Source organism: Paenibacillus sp. NPDC056722 (assembly GCF_042790635.1).
GTDB lineage: Bacteria > Bacillota > Bacilli > Paenibacillales > Paenibacillaceae > Paenibacillus_AQ > Paenibacillus_AQ agri.
On the sequence record NZ_JBHTYV010000009.1, the window covers coordinates 49,068 to 70,768 of the forward strand.

The 21,701-nt window shown below is 42.1% G+C and carries 15 protein-coding genes; 11 read left to right on the forward strand and 4 right to left on the reverse strand.

Going from position 1 to position 21,701, the window contains the following annotated elements; genetic code table 11:
* Window positions 1-232: 232 nt before the first annotated feature.
* The 4 genes from ACFRAM_RS20340 (at window position 233) to ACFRAM_RS20355 (ending at window position 3,890) form a co-directional block, all read left to right on the forward strand.
* Window positions 233-805: a GNAT family N-acetyltransferase gene (locus ACFRAM_RS20340; RefSeq protein WP_379467500.1), complete on the forward strand. Its 573-nt coding sequence runs from the start codon at window positions 233-235 to the stop codon at window positions 803-805.
* A 252-nt stretch (window positions 806-1,057) separates the two neighbouring features.
* Complete coding sequence (locus ACFRAM_RS20345; RefSeq protein ID WP_379467502.1) at window positions 1,058-2,032, forward strand: alpha/beta hydrolase family protein; 975 nt, start codon at window positions 1,058-1,060, stop codon at window positions 2,030-2,032.
* Between the two features lie 171 nt (window positions 2,033-2,203).
* Window positions 2,204-3,193 (forward strand): tRNA dihydrouridine synthase, encoded by a 990-nt coding sequence (locus ACFRAM_RS20350; protein ID WP_379467504.1) that lies wholly within the window; start codon window positions 2,204-2,206, stop codon window positions 3,191-3,193.
* Window positions 3,194-3,320: 127 nt separating this feature from the next.
* Window positions 3,321-3,890 (forward strand): SF0329 family protein, encoded by a 570-nt coding sequence (locus ACFRAM_RS20355; RefSeq protein ID WP_379467506.1) that lies wholly within the window; start codon window positions 3,321-3,323, stop codon window positions 3,888-3,890.
* Between the two features lie 368 nt (window positions 3,891-4,258).
* Here the strand turns inward: ACFRAM_RS20355 and ACFRAM_RS20360 are convergent, their stop codons facing one another.
* From ACFRAM_RS20360 to ACFRAM_RS20375, 4 genes are all read right to left on the reverse strand, one after another.
* On the reverse strand, window positions 4,259-5,473 hold the full coding sequence (locus ACFRAM_RS20360; RefSeq protein WP_379467508.1) for a restriction endonuclease subunit S: 1,215 nt from the start codon (window positions 5,471-5,473) through the stop codon (window positions 4,259-4,261).
* 3 nt (window positions 5,474-5,476) lie between these two features.
* Window positions 5,477-7,030 (reverse strand): type I restriction-modification system subunit M, encoded by a 1,554-nt coding sequence (locus tag ACFRAM_RS20365; RefSeq protein ID WP_379467510.1) that lies wholly within the window; start codon window positions 7,028-7,030, stop codon window positions 5,477-5,479.
* Between the two features lie 18 nt (window positions 7,031-7,048).
* Complete coding sequence (locus tag ACFRAM_RS20370) at window positions 7,049-7,639, reverse strand: restriction endonuclease subunit S (RefSeq protein ID WP_379467512.1); 591 nt, start codon at window positions 7,637-7,639, stop codon at window positions 7,049-7,051.
* Between the two features lie 158 nt (window positions 7,640-7,797).
* Entirely contained in the window at window positions 7,798-10,551 is a 2,754-nt protein-coding gene (locus ACFRAM_RS20375) for a type I restriction endonuclease subunit R (RefSeq protein ID WP_379467514.1), read from the reverse strand.
* A 607-nt stretch (window positions 10,552-11,158) separates the two neighbouring features.
* Between ACFRAM_RS20375 and ACFRAM_RS20380 the strand changes: the two genes are divergently transcribed.
* The 7 genes from ACFRAM_RS20380 (at window position 11,159) to ACFRAM_RS20410 (ending at window position 21,676) form a co-directional block, all read left to right on the forward strand.
* Entirely contained in the window at window positions 11,159-11,389 is a 231-nt protein-coding gene (locus ACFRAM_RS20380; RefSeq protein WP_379467516.1) for a hypothetical protein, read from the forward strand.
* Window positions 11,390-11,722: 333 nt separating this feature from the next.
* Window positions 11,723-12,421: a nuclease-related domain-containing protein gene (locus ACFRAM_RS20385; protein WP_379467518.1), complete on the forward strand. Its 699-nt coding sequence runs from the start codon at window positions 11,723-11,725 to the stop codon at window positions 12,419-12,421.
* A gap of 17 nt (window positions 12,422-12,438) precedes the next feature.
* Window positions 12,439-14,676, forward strand: a complete 2,238-nt coding sequence (locus tag ACFRAM_RS20390) for an MrcB family domain-containing protein (RefSeq protein ID WP_379467520.1) — start codon at window positions 12,439-12,441, stop codon at window positions 14,674-14,676.
* The gene (locus tag ACFRAM_RS20395; protein WP_379467522.1) at window positions 14,648-17,062 is read left to right on the forward strand and encodes a DUF2357 domain-containing protein; all 2,415 of its coding nucleotides are present in this window, start codon (window positions 14,648-14,650) and stop codon (window positions 17,060-17,062) included. Before ACFRAM_RS20390 ends, ACFRAM_RS20395 begins: the two co-directional genes overlap by 29 nt.
* 587 nt (window positions 17,063-17,649) lie before the next feature.
* Entirely contained in the window at window positions 17,650-18,525 is an 876-nt protein-coding gene (locus tag ACFRAM_RS20400; RefSeq protein ID WP_379467527.1) for an ABC transporter ATP-binding protein, read from the forward strand.
* Window positions 18,522-20,987, forward strand: a complete 2,466-nt coding sequence (locus ACFRAM_RS20405) for a M1 aminopeptidase family protein (RefSeq protein WP_379467529.1) — start codon at window positions 18,522-18,524, stop codon at window positions 20,985-20,987. Before ACFRAM_RS20400 ends, ACFRAM_RS20405 begins: the two co-directional genes overlap by 4 nt.
* Window positions 20,984-21,676: a hypothetical protein gene (locus tag ACFRAM_RS20410; protein ID WP_379467531.1), complete on the forward strand. Its 693-nt coding sequence runs from the start codon at window positions 20,984-20,986 to the stop codon at window positions 21,674-21,676. Before ACFRAM_RS20405 ends, ACFRAM_RS20410 begins: the two co-directional genes overlap by 4 nt.
* Window positions 21,677-21,701 lie beyond the last annotated feature (25 nt).

Sequence of the window (21,701 nt, forward strand, 5' to 3'; positions counted from 1 at the left end):
GTTTGTGGGGGCGTAATTCGCCCCCTGTATTTACGTCAATATTAAGCACTCCACACATGTGGAGACTGTAATATTGATGGTTCGAAAATGAAGCTGTGACAGTGGTACTCAAAAGCTGCTATTTAGCTGCCGGGCAGATTGGTTTATTAACCTATATAGTGTTATTATTTTCATAAATGTGGTAATTTAATTTCTGATATTGATATCATCAATGGGAAAAGGGAGGAGTAACATGAATTCAGAGTTCGCATTCATTGATTTCCCTCAGTTAAAAACAGAACGGTTCATACTACGGAGGGCAGAAGAAAAAGATCGTTATGATATTTTCGAACTTTATTCAAAAGAAGCCGTTGCGGAATATATGCCATTCATACCATTTACTTCGGTCGAGAATGCGATAAATGAAATGAATTGGTATCAGAAAATTTTCAAGGAACAATCCGGCTTACGATGGATGATTGAAGATAGTGAGTCCAAAAAAGTGATTGGAACATGTGGATTTCTAAACTATGAGAAGATGCACAATCGTATTGAAATTGGTTATGACCTAAATCCTGATTTTTGGGGAAAGGGTATTATGACAGAGGTAGTGAAATGTATCATGCATTTTGGTTTTTTGACTATGAAGGTCAATAAAATTGAAGCGAAAGTGGAAGCAGAGAATGAGGCGTCGATCCGATTGATGTATAAGCTCGGCTTCCATAAAGAGGGTGTCTTAAGGCAACATGAGTTCGAAAAGGGCAAATATGTTGATCTTGCTGTCTTCTCTAGATTGAAAAGCGAATATGAACCTTCAGAGCAATAAAACGGCTTAAGTTGTCTCTTCTATTTTTCCAATATTGTGCATTTTTCACATGTGGAGTGTACAGTAAGATTTGAAGTATATGAATTGGAATTACCCCGTCGCCTTCCGTTATTTTAACGGTTAGCAAGCGGGGTTTTTAAGTTGTTTTCGATAGACCGGCACAAATCCTTCTTCTATGCAAAACTATATCGCTTACAGCAATCTGGATATGTTCTAAAATAGCACTAGGATTGTTTAGGAGGGTGTGAGGGAATGGAATATTATGGTCATTGGAGAAATAGAGCATTTTTTTTGATTCTAGTTATAATTATATTGATTACAGCCACGTTATCCAGCTGTGAAGCAACTGATCCACTGGATAGCGATATAGAGATCATCTCTAAAGAACGAATAGAAGTACCTGGTCAAAATCCGAATATTGATATATACAAGGTATTTTATAAAAGTGATAATATCAAAGTCCTAGCATATCTGACGGTTCCTAAGGCTACCGGAAAATATCCACTGGTAGTTCATCTTCATGGGGGATACGCTCTTGAACGTAAGGAGCTTTCTCATTACGATTTTGGCTTTACGTACGGTTTTAGTTATATGAGTGACGAAGTGGTTTACTTGTACCCCATCTATCGTGGATATTTGGAGAGCGATGGCCATGTGCAAGGTATTGCGGAGAATACACGGGATGCAGAGAATGGAATTAAAGTGGCAATGTCCACCGGAAGCGTAAAACCGGATTCGGTATACCTGCTTGGTGCATCGATGGGTGGCGGTGTGGCTTTAAGATTAGCTTCTGAGCGGCAGGATGTAAAAGCTGTTGTTGGTGTGAGTCCTTTTGTGGGCTGGGATGTCAATTTACGCTGGCTATATGAGCACCCGGACGCAAATTCACCTGAAATTGTAGAGGAAAATAGAAAGACGGGAGAATACGTGAGATTTGGCTTGATTAATGCTAATCCTGAATCAAAAGGGGATTATTCGATACTGGATCGAATTCCCGACATTAAGGCCCCGGTACTTCTGTTGCAAGGGACTGCCGATGAGAGTCTGATTTGGCAAACCGTTCAAGATTTTGCAGGTGATTTGGAAAAGGCAGGTAAAACCGTGAAGCTTGTTCTGTACCCGGATGGTCGGCATGGGTTAGCGGACAAGTATCAAGACCAGAGGAACCAAGAAGTGACGCAATGGCTTCATACGTACGGCATGCCCAAATCATTTGCCCTACAGTAGGAAAACGGGTAAGAATCAAACCAAGACGGGAGAGGGCTGTTCTCATCATGAGAATGGAATCAAATGTATCAACAGCAGCTTGTACACTCATTAGAATCAATTGTAAGATAAGATTAAATAATATTATTACGGGATAAGGATTTATCCTGGTATTTATAGAGAGGGTTTAAGATGATGAATAATTTTTGGCGTGAATTACCACGGCCTTTTTTTATACTGGCGCCGATGGAAGATGTGACGGATGTTGTGTTTCGCCATGTCGTTAGTGAAGCAGCCAGACCGGATGTGTTTTTTACGGAGTTTGCGAATACAGAGAGCTATTGTCACCCGGAGGGGAACCATGCTGTGCGCGGGCGTTTGACGTTTACAGAGGATGAACAGCCCATCGTAGCTCATATCTGGGGAGACAAGCCGGAATTCTTCCGTCAAATGAGTATCGGTATGGCGAAAGAAGGCTTCAAAGGCATAGATATTAACATGGGGTGTCCTGTAGCGAATGTAGCGGAGAATGGGAAGGGAAGCGGCCTGATCTGCCGTCCTGAGCTTGCAGCGGAGATCATCCAAGCCGCCAAAGCCGGCGGACTGCCCGTCAGCGTAAAAACAAGGCTCGGTTTCAGTGACATAGATGAATGGCGCGGCTGGTTAACCCATATCTTGAAGCAAGATATTGTGAATCTGTCCATTCATCTGCGCACCAGAGAGGAAATGAGTAAAGTAGATGCCCACTGGGAACTGATTCCGGAGATTAAGAAGCTTCGTGATGAGGTGGCACCAGATACACTGCTGACCATTAACGGGGATATTCCTGACCGTGAGACCGGCCTCAAGCTCGCTGAAGAGTACGGTGTGGATGGTATTATGATCGGGCGTGGTATTTTTCAAAATCCGTTTGCTTTTGAGAAGGAGCCGAAGGAGCATAGCAGTGAGGAACTGCTGGATCTGCTGCGGCTGCATCTGGATCTCCATGATCAATATTCGGGACTTGAGTCACGTTCGTTCAGACCTCTTCAACGCTTCTTCAAAATCTATGTCCGCGGATTCCGCGGGGCAAGTGAATTAAGAAATACCTTGATGAATACCAAATCAACAAGTGAAGTGCGTGCGCTGCTGAGTGAATTTGCAAGCAAGGCGCAGGATGAGTCAGAAGAGTATGGAGAATAAACTGGCGAAATTGTAGAAATTCGTGTGGAAATAGAAAAAGACGTACAAATTGAGGATCGGATGAATGGAGAGGGGAGCAACCCGGAGCCAACCAGCCTTTCCTCTGTTTGTATATGGAGGGGATCACATGTCCTGGAGCAAATTGAAGCAACAACTGGAGGGCTTTCTCAGTCCTGCGTTAGATGGAAGAGTAGAATATCGCGCACCGGGCTACCGTTATCTGCCTGATAAATCAGGGATTTGTTATATCACGGTGGATAAAAAGAACATTCTCAACATGAGTGATAAAACGAATCCTATCAGATGGTATCAAACAGAGCTGGAAATTAAGAATGATCCAGACATTCAAATTCCTATCACCAGTGACGAAATTGAAGCGGTCAGAAAAGATACCAAGGGGCCAGTGCCGGAGGATCGCCTAATAGTCATTGCCAGAGGCAGAAAAAGTACAGAACATGCGAAGGAGCTCTTGTCAGCACAGGCTGTATTAAGTAAATCGAATTTTACTGTTGTGGCTAATAAATTCCTAACTACTCCTATAGAGGAGAGCTTGGAGAGCAGTGAAATTCTATTGAATGTTTTGGCTTTGGTGGATAAAAGAGTTGGGAAGAAGCGGATTTTGGGTATGGCTGAGAAGATGGAATTGAAGCATCCGGTTGTGCGGTTTTTTTATGGGTTGAGGCGGGGTGGGTTGTGAAGGGAAGATCTTTTACCCGGGAATGAGCTTAGATGGGTAAGGGGGCATCTGGAGAGTGGATAGGGTAGTGATAATTAAGAATCTCACTATTGCGTGGCAAATGGTTGGGATTATTAAACCGAAGACCATTATTATATTCAAGTCGTCAGCTTCTCATTTGTTGGTGCGCTTTGTATCGAGGTTGTTCCCACTGAATGCTTTACACATGTGGAGAGTCTGCCTTTGTTTACCTGGTGAAAATAGCGTATCTTTATTATGAGACGGATGTTGTCAAGCAATTGACAACCATGATTCTTTTTATGATAAGGTGAACCTCTGAAAAACAAAAACAGCACTATTCCAGAATAAATGGAATGGTGCTGTTTAGATTAGATTAACATTTGATGCATGAGAGCATGTTTTTGTAAAATTAATGAGTTTAACTTTTTTTCTTCCCATAAAACTCTCTTTTCGAAAGTAGATAAGAATTCCCCAATTTTATTTTGTTCTTCTATAGAAGGTAAAGGCAATGATTTCTTTAAAAATTCTTTTGAATTTAAAGATGTCATCATTAATGTACTAGTTGTTGAATGCAGTAAAATTTTTTGCATAACTACTTCATTATTGATATATTCTTTAAGGAAATTTTGATTAAATACTTGTTTTGGTTTAAATACAATAAATACATGTGATACAATTCCATCTCCAATATTATTTAACACAAAACGACCGTATTTAAACTTTTTTGACTTATTACCTTCAAAAGCAATTTCGTTTTCTCTTAGAATATTGTAAGTCTTCATGTAGTCGTCACTAGATTCTTTAAGATCTTCCTTAAATCTCATAGAAGCTACAGAAATAATTTTATGTTTATCAAAACAAAGCGTAGTATTTTTGTCAGAGGATTTTTCAAAAAGACTGTTGATTTTTTTAAGCTCCCAATTTGGAAAATCTGATCGATCTTCATTTTTAAATCGTAATTCTTGATTAAAAATCTTCTGTATATAGCCTTTCTTCTGTTTTTTCAGCAAGTCGATTTTTTCTTGATGAAGTTTAATTTTTCTATCAAAATAATCCATGAATTCTGCGATTTTTTGTTGTTCAGTTTTAGAAGGCATAGAAACTTCAATTGAGCTTAAAATTGACTGACTAACATTAAAACGTGTACTTCCTCCTGCCTTAGAACCAATTTGGTGACGAATTCTAGGTGATTCTAAATTAAGCTTTAAAAAGTAAGGCTGGTACTCTCCTTGCTTTTTACCACGAATTACAAACCCACCAAATAAAGCAAACTTATTTTTATCTAAATAAACTGTGCTTTTACCGACATCTTCTCTAGTCTCAGAGCTACGAAGAAATAACAAATCTCCATATTCAACTTTATTAGTATCCTCAACCTTTTGAGAAACAGATACAGAGCCAATAATTTCGTCATATTTAATCGAATTATTATTCAAGATGTCTAATACATTAATAAATTTACGACCATGACCGTAACTGCCTTTGTCAGCGTTGATGCCATTATTAAATGACATTAAATCGCTAAGAAGAGTAATTTTCCAATCGCCATTAAAACCCTCAAATCTCAATTTAGGTGCATTCATACCTTACACCCCCAATTCTTTAAAGTACTTTTCTAGCTCACGATCCACTTCCGCAATTTCATCATCAATTTCTTTGAGACGTTGTTCTACTGCTTTTAAATCAATCGGTTCTTCTTCTTCAAATGTATCCACGTAGCGGGGGATATTTAAATTATAATCATTTTCTTTGATTTCCCCTAATGTAGCTGCGTATGAATATTTGTCGATTGATTCGCGACTTAAGAATGTGGCAAAGATTTTTTCAACATGTTCATCAGATAAAAGGTTTTGATTTTTTCCTTTTTCATATTCATTAGATGAATCAATAAATAATACATTGTCATCATGCTTACGACACTTTTTGAACACAAGGATACATGTTGGAATACTTGTACCGTAAAAGATGTTCGCTGGTAAGCCAATCACTGCATCCAAATAATTTTTTTCTTCGATTAAATATTTACGAATGACTTCTTCTGCTGCCCCACGGAATAGTACACCATGTGGTAATACAACCGCCATTGTACCATTATCATCTAATTGATGGACAAAGTGCTGAATGAAGGCAAAGTCTGCTTTTGATTTTGGTGCCAGTTTCGCATAGGCGCTAAGACGTTCATCGTCTTTAAATTTGTCATCAGCACTCCATTTCGCACTATATGGAGGATTCGCTACGATTGCTTCAAAGCGTTTCTCTAGATGTTGTGGTTCTTCTAATGTATCTGCATTTTTAATATCAAATCGTTGGTACGGAATATTATGGAGCAACATGTTCATTCGAGCTAAGTTATAGGTTGTTGATACCTTTTCTTGACCATAGTATTTGAATACTTTTGCTTCTTTACCTACACGTAATAGCAAAGAACCAGAACCACATGCACCATCATATACATCACGGATTTCTGTTTTCCCAGCTGTTACGATTTTTGCTAAAATTTTAGATACTTGTTGAGGAGTATAAAACTCACCAGCTTTTTTTCCAGCATTAGCCGCAAATTGCGAAATCATATATTCATAAGCATCACCTAAGATGTCGATTTCTACATCATCTTGTAGAAATGGTATTTCGGCGATGTTGATAATTACTTTACTAATTAAAATAGTACGATCCTTCACTGTACGTCCTAAGCGTGAAGAAGTTAAATCCATATCATCGAATAAATTGCGGAAATCGTCCTGGCTTTCAGTCCCTAAAGTAGATGATTCAATTGCCTTTACACCGTTTTGTAGCATCTCTACATCAAAGTCACCATTTGTCCCTTTTTCGATCTCCTCTAGAAAATGTGAGAACAGGAATTGAGGTTCTACTACATAACCTAGTTCATCAATCAGATACTCGGCTAAGTCCTCTCGGTACTCTTCGCTTTCCCATGCTTTTGCATAAGAAATGTTATCTTCCTTTAGCAATTCGTTTGCACGAGATTCTACCTTTTCTGATAAGTAACGGTAGAAGATTAACCCTAAAATATAATCCTTAAATTCGCTGGCATCCATTTGACCTCGCAAATCATTTGCCATTGCCCATAATTTTTTATGCAGTTCAGCTTGTTGCTGGCGTTGTTTTTCACTTGTTGTCATTGTATTTTCTCCTAATATTTAGTTATTGTTAATACTTTGAATTAATTTTTGCTGAATATGCAGCTGCTGTAATTCGCTTTTTTCAGCCATTAGTGATTCTTTTCTTTTTTTTAGCTGTGCGATTTTCCCAATAATAATTTGCTGCTGAAGAGGTGGCAAGTCCATTTCTAAGTCTTTTAAATGGGAGAGCTTCAATAATGAACTGACTATCCCTTCACTTAAAAATGCCAATTGTTTTTGAATAGAAGGGTGTTCATTAAAGTACCATTCAAAAAAAGCGTTATCTACATTACCTTTTAATTGAATTTTAATAAAGTTATTCGTTAATAATAATCCACTATACTTCCCAGGTAACAAAGCAACCTTTTGCGTATGAGTGTGTAGAATCAAACTGTTTGTGTTCGTTAGCAATTGGGGTATTAATTTTTCTTTCGCTACAGTAATTTCAGCATTTTTTTCATTTGAAATCCTATAAGTTAAACCAAGTGTTTCATTAAATTCTTTTAACGAAAGAGATTTAACTTTTACTGTTTCAATATCAGAAGAAAATGTTTCTAAACGATTTGTAAATGCACCTTGTGTAAATTCAGCAATTTGATAAAGTTTCATCGTACACCTCCTTGATATTTTTTAATATATCGTAAGTGATGGGTTTATTTTAAATGATATTTTTAAAAATATCAACAATAAAACAGATTTTTTTATATTTTTAAAAAATAATATAAAAAAAGCGCCGATTAGCGCTCTTTAATCAAATGAAATATAGTTTATGCACCATACTTTTCAGTAAAGTCATGGATAAATGATGTAATAGCTTTAATTGTTTTATTCTTTTTCAAGAAAGATCCGGATAAAGAATCCATAATTGTATTTTTTTCAATTAAATTAGAATACTCATATGTAGATACTTGTTCACGTAATATGTTATCTTCAATATCTACTTCTTTCGCAAATGCTGAGAGCTCTTGCTCACTCATTTTTTCTTCGTAACGATTGTATGCATCGCTGACAGATTCATCAGGCGCTAACGTTGGTGCAACCTTATCTAAGAAACTTTTAATCAGTTCTATTTTGAGACGTAACTTTGGATCGGATGCATGGTCTAATTCTTGTTTGATAAAACGAATCTCTTTGTCACGTTCCTTTTCGTTTTCTGTGTTAAGGCTCGCAATCAGATTTAAAATGTAGCTGACATTAATCTTGTCTGTATGCATAAGCTCTAACTCAAAGTCGATGTCATGCAGAATGGACTCTTTTGACACTTCACTACGTTTAAACTCCTCGTATACTTTGAAGTATTTGCTTTTGTAATCTTCATATGATTGTTGTGAAATCGTCAGTTCAACTTCATTAAATTCAAAATCAGAAAATGACTGTAAACGTTGGAGCATTTTCGTAACATTTTTAAATGCGACGATGAATTTTCGTTTATCTACTTCACGTTCTAGTTCATCTACTTCTTCCGGTATAACTGCAATTTCTCTCAGGTTTTTTACTGCTTCTTTAAAAATTTGTAGATATTCGTCGTAGCTACCCATTAATACAGTATCAACATTATCAGTTCTAGAAAATAGTTTAATTGCATTATCTGTATTGTCTTTTAAATTTCGATAGCAAACAATGGTACCATATGGCTTGGTTGATTTCTCAACTCGATTGGTACGGCTGAACGCTTGAAGTAGGTCATGGTACACCATGTTTTTGTCTACATATAAAGTGTTGAGTGGTTTGCTATCAAAACCAGTTAAGAACATTTTCACAACAAGTAAAATGTCAATCTGTGCATGTTTCACTTTCTTAGAAACATCGGAAAAGTAACGATCCCAGGTTTCTGTTGAATAATCAGTGTTGTACATATTGTTATAATTCAAAATCATACGGTCTAGTGCTTCTCGGGAATGTTCTCCAATACCATCGCTTTCCTCATTTTGTCCGTATGAATAGATACCAGCTATATTTAAATTATGGTTCTTCTTTCTAAAGATATCATAGTACTTAATAAGAGTTGGAATAGAATCGACTGCAAACAAGGCACAATAACCTTTGCTCTTTGAACGTCGAATATGGTTATCTAAGATATGGTCTGCTACAAGGTTAAGGCGTCGCTCGTCATGCCACACTTCATCCGTATTAATTGCTTGTACTTTTGTATCATCATCTTCATTGATATTAGCATTGAAAGTACGAATATATTCAACAGAGAACCCAAGTACGTTGCCATCGCGGATCGCATCTTTGATGAGATAATGATGTATACACTTCTCAAACAGGTCAGCAGTTGTACGTCCATCTTGGCTCTTATTCTCGACAAAGCGAGGTGTTCCTGTAAAGCCGAAGTATTGAGCATTTTGGAAATGACGGTCGATTTCTTTTCGCATATCACCAAATTGACTGCGATGGCACTCATCAATGATAAATACCACATTCTCTTGCTTATATGGGGCCATAACATTTTCGTATCTTGGATTTTTAATAGCGTTGTTCATCTTCTGAATTGTTGTTACAATAAAACGCTTCATTGGGTCTTTAACTTGTTCAATGAGTATTTCTGTTTTGTCTGTACGGTCCACTGCACCTTTTTGGAACCTATTAAATTCAGCAATAGTTTGGCTATCTAAATCTTGTCGGTCAACAAGGAAGAATACTTTTTTAATACTTTCTTCGTCAGCTAGGATTTGTCCAGCCTTAAAGGAGGTCAATGTTTTCCCTGACCCTGTTGTGTGCCAAATGAAACCATTATTATTTGTTTCGGTAGCACGCTTTACAAGTGCTTCTACTGCATAAACCTGGTATGGACGCATGACCATTAACGCTTTATCTGTATCATTAATGACCATGTAACGACTAATCATTTTTGCTAGTTGACACGGTTGTAAGAATGTTCGACTGAAGTCTTGTAAGTTTGTGATTAGTTCATTCCTCTCATCTGACCAGAAAAATGTAAAGCCAAATTGAACATCGTAATCAGAGTTCGAAAAGTATTTTGTATCGACCCCATTACTTACGACAAAGATTTGTAGGAAACGATACAAACCGGAAAATGTGTGACGACGATAACGTTGTATTTGATTGAATGCTTCTTTAAAGTCTAGTCCTCGCCTTTTTAATTCTATTTGAACGAGTGGTAAGCCGTTAATAAGGATGGTCACGTCATAGCGGTTTGTGTACTTACCAGCTATCGTTGTTTGCGTCGTGACTTGAAAAAGGTTCTTACACCAATCTTTTGTGTTTAGCAATTCTATGTATAGTTGCGTACCGTCTTCACGTTCAACTAACAGTTTATCGCGTAAGATCTTTGCAGAATCATAAATGCTCTTTCCTTCGATTAATGTAAGAATTCTCTTGAATTCTATATCTGATATCGGTTGATTATTTAGTTTATGTTCGTTGAATAAATTAAGTTGTTGCTTGAAGTTGGCTAATAATGCGTCATAGTTCGCTATCTTAACCGCTTGGTATCCTTGATTTACAAGTTGTTTATGTAAATTTTTCTCTAATTCTGCTTCTGATTGATACCCCATGTTGCAACCCCCTTAATTCTATCTCTTTCTAGTATACTTAAAATCGTATGGCTGGTCTTATTTTTATGTATTTTTCCATATATAGCTTGTAATTAATACTCTCTTATAAATTCGCTTAGAGTCCTTTCAAGTATAATTGTTACGGACTAATTTCCAATGATACTTCAAAGCTGGATAGAGAGGATAGAAGCCTTTCCGACCCAAATTCGCCTCTATTTAAAGAATGTTTGCCTTTGTGGAAAAGCGGGACCCATTTAAGGCAACTGACCATTACTTAGATGGATACTTTTTCACGTTTCAAGACTATGAGACATTTTTCCCGAAGTATCAAGCTGAGAAGGATCGTATAATTCTCAAAAGGAGAGAAGTTGTTCGTAACAAGTTACTTAAGGTAAATAATTTAATGAAAAACCCTGTGTAAAACATGAATTTACACAATTGGTCTTCGAGAAGAAGACCTGAACTTATAACTTCTCAAATCAGTCCTTCAAAACATAACTACAAGTGTTTACCATGAATTTGCCTTCGTTATGGTAAGCACAGTAAAGATGCATTAATTGGGGGAAGCAAGACAGAATCCCATGAAGGCTTTATTAGGCATGTGTGTATGCAGATATCAGTAGTTAGTAAGGAGGTAGAAATTGGTTTATTACACGAAATTGCTGCTAAAGGCTGTATCGATAGGGATTACCTTAAGGATAATATCGAGCGACTCAAAGATAAAATTCATCATGAAATAGAAAAGTTAAAAGAGGGACAATTTGTATGGCATATATATGTTCCAAGCCAAGATATGTCTGTCCATTCTTTTAATATTGATAAAAGAAGATCCCAATAAGTTTACTGATTTTTACATGAAATGCGACAGTGAAGGATTAGAATTATTTTGTATTTTTCGCATAAATCCAGATGAAGAACATCTTAAGACTCCAGAAAATCTTATTAAGATAGCAAAGATTAAAATAGCAAAGTTATATCCCTTGTATAGGTTAATTACTTGGAGAATAACCATCAGATAAAAAAGTGAGGAAGGGAAGATTCCTTTCCTTTTTTAATTTAAAATGTTGCTCATCCAATAAGTGAGAAGACTTCTAGTCATAATCTTAATAAAGGTAAACCCTACCATATTGTCGAATAACCATACATATTGTAAATCTAGATAGATGAGGTTTTGCTATTTAAAACACTATTGTCTTTCTTCAAGAAATCCGACACTAAGCCGCCACAGGCTGTGCGTAAGGTACTAACTCCCAAATCAAAGCTGAAGGTTGCTGCTACAAGAATTGGAGAACTGGGCGAGCATAAAATCAATATCCAGCTTGACCAGCTACCTAAGGAGTGTAAATCGTTAAGCGATCTATTGCTCCCTAATCCCAAATCTCGAACAGGTTACACTCAAATCGATCATATTGTTATTTCCCCGTACTGCTTATTTGTCATTGAAACGAAAAACTACAATGGAGAAATTAAAGGTGGGCGAACTGATCAGTACTGGTCAGTGAGTAACCGTTACAAAATGTACAATCCGCTTAAGCAAAACTATGGACATATTAAGGCGGTTGAGAGTCTTCTTAAGGGTATTCCTAAGGTGAAATCTGTATCGATTATTTCATTCACAATGAGATGTCGTTTTAGCATAGATCCGGAGCTTCGCCAAATTCAGTCCAATGAGCTTGTCGTTTATGATGTAGAGTTAAGTGAATTTATCTCCAGAAAACTGCTCCGTTTAAAGACGGAAAACCCAGAACCGTTAGTTTCTCAAATGCAAATTCAATCGATCTATGACCAACTGAGCCAAGCTAATATTAAAGACTCAGAGATTCGTAATCTCCATATCGAGAAAATTACATCGACCACTAAAAAACGTTAACAAGCCTGGAGGACAACATGCCATTACCGGAGTCAATCACACAGATTTTCAAGCGAAAACAAAAGTCATACAAGATGGTCCTGATCCTATCCCTAATTGAAGAATTGAGAGAGACCAACCAGGGAAGAGTTTCGTTCGATCGCGTTAAGGAACGGTTTCTTAACTACTTTATAGCTGAGCAAGAAAGAGGTAACCGGGTCGATCAGCCACCAGGGCGGGAGCTATGGAGAGATGCATCCAAAAGTCAGCTTAAAGATATCATTAACAGTCCTGTTAGTGCGCTTTCTCAAGTTTTGTTTGTGAATTCAGAAGATAACACCATAGGTTTTCATAGCCAGATTCAAAGACAGCTAGGAGAAGAGGAGCTTTCGGAATTGGAGAGGCTTGCCAATGATGAACTGGAAGCTTATCACTCTGCTTTGCAGCATTTTTCCTTACAAGGTTACCTTGAAGGGATCATGTCAGAGTATACTTCTGCCAAAAGAGAGACATTTGCGGGGCATTCCCTAGGTACCTTGTTTCGGCAGACTCTTCCTTCTGAGCTTAGAAAGCTACCTTTTTTAGATGAACAATATAAAATTCAAGGATCGGTTGGACAAGGGAATTGGGCAACAGTTCCTTGGCTTGCAATACTGGATAAACGGATCACGGAAACGACTCAACGTAGAGAGTATGTTGTGTATCTGTTCGCTGAGGATATGAGTACTGTCTATCTTACGTTCAACCAAGGGGTGACTGTGCCCATTCAAGAGATGGGACGTAGAGAGGGCTATGCTTATCTGCGTAATCGTAAGCAAGAGATTCGGGCACACCTGCCTCTTACATATATGAATAAGGATGAGGATATCAATCTGGTGAGTAGTGGTCTAGGCCAAGACTATCAGGTATCTACTGTCGCTTATATTAAGTATGAAAGAGGAGCCGTTCCGAATGATGCGCAACTGATTCGAGACCTTGAAAATGTTATAGAGGATTACCGTCTATACGTGGAAACTGTGACCTCTACGAATAATGAAGCTGATGACGAGGAAGTGGAAATATTGCCACGACAAACAGAGCCCCTGAAGGATGAACAGGTAACCAATATCCTCCACCAAATCCAATCCCACATCCGCCGCAAAGGCTTCTTCTTCCCCGAGCACCTCATTGAGAACTTCTACCTCTCACTGAAGACCAAGCCCTTTGTCATCCTGGCGGGCATATCCGGCACAGGGAAGACTCGGTTAGTGAAGTTGTTTGCAGAGGCGCTTGGGGCAACGGGAGATAATGGTCAGTTTACCTTGATCCCGGTGCGGCCGGATTGGAGTGATCCTGCGGATCTGCTGGGGTATAAGGATCTGTCGGGCAGGTTCAAGCCGGGTCCACTCACGGAAGTGTTGGTAGAGGCGCGGCAGCCGGAGAATGCGCATAAGCCTTATTTTATCTGCCTGGATGAGATGAATTTGGCCCGGGTGGAGCATTACTTCAGTGATCTGTTAAGTGTGCTGGAGACGCAGGATTGGCAGGAGGGGAAGATTCGCACGCAAGATCTTATCTCTTCTACACTGCTGGATAAGCCAGAGGATCAAGTGAAGTATGGCAGCCTGGGTATCCCGGAGAATGTGTTCTTGATCGGGACGGTGAATATGGACGAGACGACGCATCCTTTTAGCAAAAAGGTACTCGACCGCGCCAACACACTGGAGTTCAATTACATCAATCTGCAGCAGTATCCGGACATGAGTGAGCAGGAAGAGACGGATGATACCGCTGATCTTGCTGAACTGAACCACCTGTTTTTGCGCTCCGATTATTTGCAGCTGGTTGATGCTTTTGATGTTAATAAGGAGCTTGTGATCCGGACTACGGAAAGGTTGGTTAAGATTAACGCCTTACTGGAGGACATTCACGCTCATGTAGGCTTCCGAGTCCGGGATGCGATTTGCTTCTATATGATTTATAACGAACGGTACAAGCTGATGGGTGAGGAAGAGGCCTTTGACTGGCAGCTGCTGCAAAAGATTTTGCCACGTATCCAAGGCAGTCATTCTTCGGTGCGACGGGTCCTGCTGAACCTGATGAAGGTTGCTCTTGGCACCGGATCTGGTGTTACAGTAGACATCTCTAAACTTATGGACGATGCTTCTCCTCTCTATATGAAATGGGCTGCTGGCCAAACTCCGCCTACGGCTGTACATCCGCAAAGCGCGCGTAAATTGGCTTTTATGCTTAGGAGGCTGGAGGAAGATGGATTCACCTCATACTGGCTCTCTTAAACAGGCGGTGGAATTGCTTCGTGTGGACACGGAGCTTTTTACGCTTTTCATTCAAGGACGGCCCTATCATCCTACGGTAGAGACCTTGCAGCTTCATCGGTCCCCGGATCAGGAGTGGGTGAATGCGCAGCTTGGACTTGTATGGTCCGAACGGCTGGGTGATGTTCAGATCAAAGTCTTTTCCCCTGAAGCTTACGGGATGGTGGAGTGGAGTCCGGGGGAGGCTGCGTTTCCATGTTTCTATGAGACGCAGTCGTATGAGCTGGTGATTCAGAAGAAGACCTCTGTGGACCTTTCTTTCTACCATGATAATGTGCTGCTGCGGCAAGCGCTCAAGCCTTTAGGTGATTCTATCCTTGCGGGTGCGCTGAATTTCGGGAATGAGGTCGGCCTGACGGAATGGGAAATCCGGGGTGAGGGGCAGACGCTGCTGCGGGTAGAGATGGAGATTTTCCCCTCGAAGATGGATTACAAGCTGGATTACCAGAATATTTTGAATGAAGTGAATGAGCAGATTTATAATTTAGCCTTTGATTTTTTGCGCAAAACCTACCAATTAACAGGCCTGCGGGAGACGCAGCATCAGAGCCTGACGGAGTTTTTCACTATCCTACAGCATGTATTTAGACAGCTCTTGGATGCCGTCGAGCGAATTAACAGGAATCCGAATTACGCGCTGCTCCAGGACCGCCGGCTGGTGGATGCCAATCGGGTCAAAAAGGCCGGAAGAGAGAATATCCGCGAGCTCGCCAAGCATCCTGAACGGCTGAGAGAAGACAAGAACCATGGATTCTTAAGCATCGATGGCCGAAGCTACACTGCTACACATTTATTGGAGACGCACAGACGCCTCGCCTATGATACGAATGAGAACCGGTTCATCCGCTGGATGCTGGAACGTATTCATGGGAAGCTGAAGGAGCTTAAGGGTCGCTGGAAGCTAAACAACCGGACCTCAGATGCATTACTCCTTAGAAAAATTGACGCTATGCTTACACAACTGGAGCGGGTGCTTAAGATGGACTTCTTGCGTGAGGCTGGGATGCTGAAGCAGATGTCCATTACGCTTGTGCTGCAGATGGCGCCTGGATACCGCGAAGTCTATCGCTTTTACCTCATGCTACTTAAAGGCCTGTCTATTCAGGGTGAACTATTCCGCTTATCCATGAAGGATGTTGCTCAGCTCTATGAGTATTGGTGCTTCCTCAAGCTGAATCAGCTCCTGGGGCAGAAGTATAAGCTGGTGAAGCAGGATATTATTAAGGTGAACCGGAACGGGATTTTTGTGACGCTGGATCAATCGCGCAGTGCGCAGATGGTGTACGAGAATCCGGTGAACGGAGAGCAGTTTATCTTGTATTACAATGCGATACCTGACTCGGATAAGACACCGACGCTCAGTCAGCGTCCGGATAATGTACTAACACTGAAGAAGAAGGATGCTGGCAAAATCAAAGAATATAAGTATATTTTTGACGCCAAATACCGCTTGAATCCTGCTTATGATGATACTTCTTACCAGAAAAAGTATAGACAGCCTGGGCCTGAAGAGGACGACATTAATACGATGCACCGCTATCGGGACGCCATTGTGTATCAAGAGAAAGGCTCGGGGGAATATGAACGAAGCATGTTCGGCGCGTATGTGTTATTTCCGTACCCTGACGAGGAGCGGTATAAGAGCCACCATTTCTATAAAAGCATTGAGCTGCTGAATATTGGCGCCTTGCCGTTTCTGCCAAATTCCACAAGCCTAGTAGAGCAATTCCTGGATGAGATTATTCAGGATAGTCCGGAAAAAGCTTACGAACGCTCCACACGTCCACGCGGGACGAAAGAGTATTATGCCAATCAGCTTGCGGGCAAAAATGTGCTTGTCGGCTCTGTCCGGGGACCGGAGCAGGTGGAGGCGGCGAGAGAGCATTCTTTTTACCATGTGCCGTTAAAGAACCTTTCGGACGTGAAAATCCTCACCCAGATCGAGTACGTGGCGATGTGCCAATCGCGTAAAAAGTTCTTTGATCCTGCCAAAACGGGCATTCACTTCGTAGGCAAAGTTGCAGATTGGAAGGTGCTGCGGCGTAAGGAGATTAAGGAAATCCCTTGCCGCCCGGGGACGGAGGAAGATTTGTATGTACGTATTAGGGTTGAGGAATGGGAGAAGGTAGCGGTTCCCGTTGCACTAGGAGGACAAGGGATTCTCACGGTGCTGTATACGAGCAAGTACATTCTGGACCGGGCGCTTGAAATTGCGGAGCTTCGCCTGGAGACGGAGGAAGATCTTCGGGAATGGCGGGAGAAGCGCCGCAAGGGCAGAGTGAAGGTGAAGCTGGATCATGAGCAGTATGTAGATTTAGGGAAGGTTGTGGAGGTTCGGAATATTTAAAGCTAGGGGAAATGAATAAGGTTTGCCGATTATCCGAACAACTACGCACCATACACTCAGGATCTACAATCGTAGCCTAGGCAGGCAGATACACCACTAGACCAACGTTATTGATGATCTGCTGTAGGATACGGCGAACCGTATATCAGAAGCGATACTTGCATGTGGAGTCGGTGGCTTTGTTGGTGCTGAATGGTGTCACCACACAATAAATTCATGCTATTCGCAATTGAACAGGAGTAGTATCAGAAAGCCACATATATCTTCTAATAGAAGCTCAGGCGAGTTCAACGCTTGGGCTTTTGTTAGTGCGCTCAGAATGGGCGTCATTTCTAGGGTGAAAATCCTTAAGGGGGGCTGGCGAGCGCCTACTATTAGCCAAGAGCAAAGGTGTCTGCCGTGAGGTGGAATCTGAAGGAAGCCAGCGGCAAATCTCCGGCCTGAGGAATATGGACTTCATCTCAAGCTAGCGTTTTGGAAAAAATGGTTACCTTTTTTAAACTTTTTAGCAGGGAGCGTCGTTATACTGTTCGACAATCTACTCGTGCGCGCGGGAGTTGGCCAAGTACGAATGGGGGCAGCCAATCATGCAAGTAGTAATCCAGCAATTATGCAAAAAATATGGTAGCAAAGAAGTGCTGAATGGTATTAACCTGACACTAGGCACGGGAATGTTCGGCTTGCTTGGGCCCAATGGGGCGGGGAAATCAACGTTGATGCAAATATTGGCGACAGTAATACCGAAAACATCGGGAGATGTACAAATCGGTTCTTGCAAGCTTGGGCGCGATGAACGTGAAATTCGTGGCTTGCTTGGCTATCTGCCACAGGAGTTTGGGGTTTATCGTAAGCTGACAGGGGCGGAATATCTCGATTATGTGGCGTCCATGAAGGGTATTACAAATAGCAAAGTACGGAAGGAAGCAGTAGCTGATATGCTACGCAAAGTCAATCTAGAAGAGAAGCGCCATGTGCGTATAGGCAAATATTCTGGCGGGATGCGGCAGCGTATCGGTATTGCCCAGGCGTTGCTTGGAGATCCGCAGTTCATTATTGTGGACGAGCCGACGGCAGGGCTAGATCCGGAAGAACGCATGCGATTTCGTGATATGCTGGCCGAATTGGGCAAAGATCGAACTGTGCTGTTGTCTACACATGTCGTCGCCGATATTGATAATAACTGTCAGAGTATGGCGATTATGAGCGGGGGGCGCATCGTATTTCACGGTACGCAAGACCAATTGCTCCAGCGTGTGCATGGACAAGTATGGACGGTTCAGGTGGGTGATGAGAAGCTCGCTGAGCTCAAGAAAGCCGCAGCTATCGTGACGGCGAGGCGTTCGGGAGCCGGGTACGAGGTGCGAGTTCTTGCCAGCTCTATGCCGTTGCCTGGAGCAGAACAAGCAACGGCAGGGCTGGAGGACGGATATATCGCGGTCATGAGAGCGGGGAACAGCCAATGAGCCTGATTCACTATTACAAAACCGAGTGCAAGCTGCTACGGCGCGGCCCGGGCTTGTATCTGATGTTGGCAGCTATGGCAGGCATTTTGTATTTGATGATAAAGACCGTCGATGCACAATTGGATCGTGCAGTATACGTGATGGACATTTCTGAGGTGTATTGCCGTGCGGCCATCATTATTTTGCCTTTACTGGCAACGGCCATTGCACAGCGTGACGAAGAATGGAAGACAGCGTCCATGATGGCCACTTTTCCGTATCGGACATGGGAAATGGAGGCTGCACGATTGCTCTGTGCAATAACGCTTCCGTTAACAGCTGCGCTAGTGCCGCTGGGGGCTTATGTATGGCTGGTCGTAAATGATGGCAGCTCATGGGGAATGCGTGAATGGTATACCTGCGCTGTATTGGCTTCCTTTGCTATCCCGATGTTATTGGCAACTGTAATTGCCTACTTGGTAGGCATCCTTATCCGCAAGCGATACAGTTATCTGATCAGCTTCGTTCTGTTGTTGGGGTTGGCAATCATTTTACCGGAATTTTTTAAGACCGATCGTCCTGCTTTTTCATTACCCCCTCATTTGCAGATTTGGTTCGATTATTCACTAGTCAAATATATTGGTAGTTCCTATTCACGTATGTGGGGATTCATCTATGATCCGGCATTTTGGCTGCATCGCAGCATGGTTGCTGCTATAGCGGCAGGAATGGCCTTGGCTGTGCTACTTATAGTATGTAGGCGCAGGCGGGAACGGGGCATGGCATGGCTGATCTACCCCACGATGCTGGTTCTGGGTGCAGCATTGTTATGGGCAGGTAGTGCGATGTATGGACATTTGCAGGAACGGGTCGGTATTGCGGATGCCAATGAACGTTTCTATGGCGAACGTCTTACTTCAGCCAATGAGATAACGCAACAGCGTGAATTGGAGCAATTGTTCGTTGCTGGATTTGCAGCGGGCAAATATACGGAGGCGGATATTGAGAAAATGTCTCGTATCACCATTAATACAGAGGGGATTACCAGCAATCCGCTCTCGGTATCGCATATTAAAGATCTGCTTGTCGGAATGAAGTTCCAGGATCTGCACATTAACAGTTATAAGCTGGAGCTGGAATTACTTCCGCGTCATGGGCTGGAAATACAGGCGACGATGCAAGCGAGAAATGGACAAGCGGATAAGCTAGGGCGATTCCCCATCATGCTACGACATATATTTGACGTACAAGAAATGAAGGTGAACGGTAGTGCTGCTGCCTTTGAGTGGGAAAAGGCTACAGATGTACTATGGATCACTCCTGATACGGACGTTATGCCAGGCGAGCATCTGGAGATCGAGATGACGTATCGCGGTACCCTAAATGATTGGCGGCATTATTATTCCGCTGCTCCTAGCAGGGATCGATGGGAGCAGATCGCTGTTGTCGACGATAACAGGCTGTTCCTGCCAGCCTTCTACGGCTGGTACCCTGTTATCGGCAATAGCCGGCTATCGGAATTGCTTACCGATCACTACGAATGGGGGCGCCACGCTACAGATATTCTGGGCACACAATTACCGCGCCCTATGGCGGGCTTTGAGGTTGCCATAACAGGGCCAAGTGGCTTGAAACTGTTCTCCAACGCCTCTCTCGTTACTAGTGAGAAGGCTGGAGAAAAGGGGGCTTCAGTAACGCGCTTGGAGGTGGATGAAACAAGTGGACTTACATTATTTGGGGGCGATCTGCATCTTGCACAAGCGACAGCAGGCGGCAAGACGTTGCGTCTGCTGACATCCGGTCAATTGCCTGCCCGTTCTGTCGAGGAAGCAGCTCAGCTCGCAGCCAAGCAATACGTCGAAGCAGCGCATACCTTGGAAATGCTGGATGGAAAAGCTGCAACGAGCTTTCCCCAGACGGTCACGATGGCGCTTGCCGATTACCCGTTTTATAGTTTGAATGAGTCTAGTTTGAAAACCAGGGGTATGGTAGATGCAGCAGTGGCAGGTCCGGAAGCTCGCGATACCCATTTTGTATCTATTTCATCTTCTTTTTCCTTGTTCGATTATTTTGGGGCGGAAATTGAACAAGGAAAAAACGGGAACATACAACTGAGAACGGGCCAATACTGGCTTGATTACAGTGCCAAACGCAGAAAGATTAGCAATGCGAGATTGTACTATTTTAACAGCCAATATATATTGAACAACTTTTTTCAGGCCTATATCGAGCGCAAGGTGGCGGGAGAGGAACTGCCTGGTCCATTGCTCGAACCTGGTAACTCAGTTTTAGACGGCAGACCGAATCAGGTTAATGACCTTATGAGCAACATATACAGTCAGTACGGCATCGAAAGTGTATACGAAGTCATCAAGCTCGTCTATAACAGTATCGGCACAGAGCAGCTAGGCGAGGATAGCGATGAGCAAATGGAAGAGCTTCTGCGAAGCTATTTGCAAAGGAAAATGGAGGGAGGAAAATGAAGGTCGCCCTCATCCTGTTGTCCCGTGCAAAATATGCATGGCGCATACTATGGGGAGGCTACTTGATTGCTATAGCTGTTATTGCAGCTTTAATAGCAGCTGGTTGCCTCATACTGCCAATGGTGCTGCGAGCTCCAGGTTTTTATCAAGTCAAAGTGGCTTTTATTTTTGTTCTGCCCTTACTTGCGATTGCCTTGAGTGCGGGCTTGTTCGCCGATGATTTCAGTGAGGGTACTTTTGCCCACCATTTCAGCTATCCGTATTCAGAGGTACTCGTGTTCGCCGAGCGGATAACGGTCGCTGCGCTATTACTTGTCATCTATGAAGCAGCGTTGCTCTGGGCCATTGACCGCTGGGTGATCACTTTAAGTGCGGCACAGCTGGCTTACATAATCAAACATAGTCTCGGTGTGAATATGTTTGTCAGCGGTCTGGCGGCATTAGGTAGTCTGCTCGGGCGCAATATGACTGTCGGGCTGGGAGTGGGGGCAACGGTGTGGCTGCTAGAGTATTTTATGTCCAGTATGCCGCTCAATCGTTATTATTTATTTCAAGCCGTCTGGCCGGTGAGCCGGTTCGCAGATCAATCTCACAATGCCATTGCATTATTTGTGTCAGCTGGAATACTGCTCTTCTGCTGTTTGTTTCTATTAAGGAGAGGCAGAGGTTGGCTCGTGCGCAAGCAATAGTGCCGAGTGAGAAAGGAGGGGGTCA

Bases quoted from the DNA above. Each gene is read 5' to 3' on its own strand.
- ACFRAM_RS20340 (WP_379467500.1), top strand. From the start codon at position 233: ATGAATTCAGAGTTCGCATTCATTGATTTCCCTCAGTTAAAAACAGAA.
- ACFRAM_RS20345 (WP_379467502.1), top strand. From the start codon at position 1,058: ATGGAATATTATGGTCATTGGAGAAATAGAGCATTTTTTTTGATTCTA.
- ACFRAM_RS20350 (WP_379467504.1), top strand. From the start codon at position 2,204: ATGATGAATAATTTTTGGCGTGAATTACCACGGCCTTTTTTTATACTG.
- ACFRAM_RS20355 (WP_379467506.1), top strand. From the start codon at position 3,321: ATGTCCTGGAGCAAATTGAAGCAACAACTGGAGGGCTTTCTCAGTCCT.
- ACFRAM_RS20360 (WP_379467508.1), bottom strand. From the start codon at position 5,473: ATGAATGCACCTAAATTGAGATTTGAGGGTTTTAATGGCGATTGGAAA.
- ACFRAM_RS20365 (WP_379467510.1), bottom strand. From the start codon at position 7,030: ATGACAACAAGTGAAAAACAACGCCAGCAACAAGCTGAACTGCATAAA.
- ACFRAM_RS20370 (WP_379467512.1), bottom strand. From the start codon at position 7,639: ATGAAACTTTATCAAATTGCTGAATTTACACAAGGTGCATTTACAAAT.
- ACFRAM_RS20375 (WP_379467514.1), bottom strand. From the start codon at position 10,551: ATGGGGTATCAATCAGAAGCAGAATTAGAGAAAAATTTACATAAACAA.
- ACFRAM_RS20380 (WP_379467516.1), top strand. From the start codon at position 11,159: ATGCAGATATCAGTAGTTAGTAAGGAGGTAGAAATTGGTTTATTACAC.
- ACFRAM_RS20390 (WP_379467520.1), top strand. From the start codon at position 12,439: ATGCCATTACCGGAGTCAATCACACAGATTTTCAAGCGAAAACAAAAG.
- ACFRAM_RS20395 (WP_379467522.1), top strand. From the start codon at position 14,648: ATGGATTCACCTCATACTGGCTCTCTTAAACAGGCGGTGGAATTGCTT.
- ACFRAM_RS20400 (WP_379467527.1), top strand. From the start codon at position 17,650: ATGCAAGTAGTAATCCAGCAATTATGCAAAAAATATGGTAGCAAAGAA.
- ACFRAM_RS20405 (WP_379467529.1), top strand. From the start codon at position 18,522: ATGAGCCTGATTCACTATTACAAAACCGAGTGCAAGCTGCTACGGCGC.
- ACFRAM_RS20410 (WP_379467531.1), top strand. From the start codon at position 20,984: ATGAAGGTCGCCCTCATCCTGTTGTCCCGTGCAAAATATGCATGGCGC.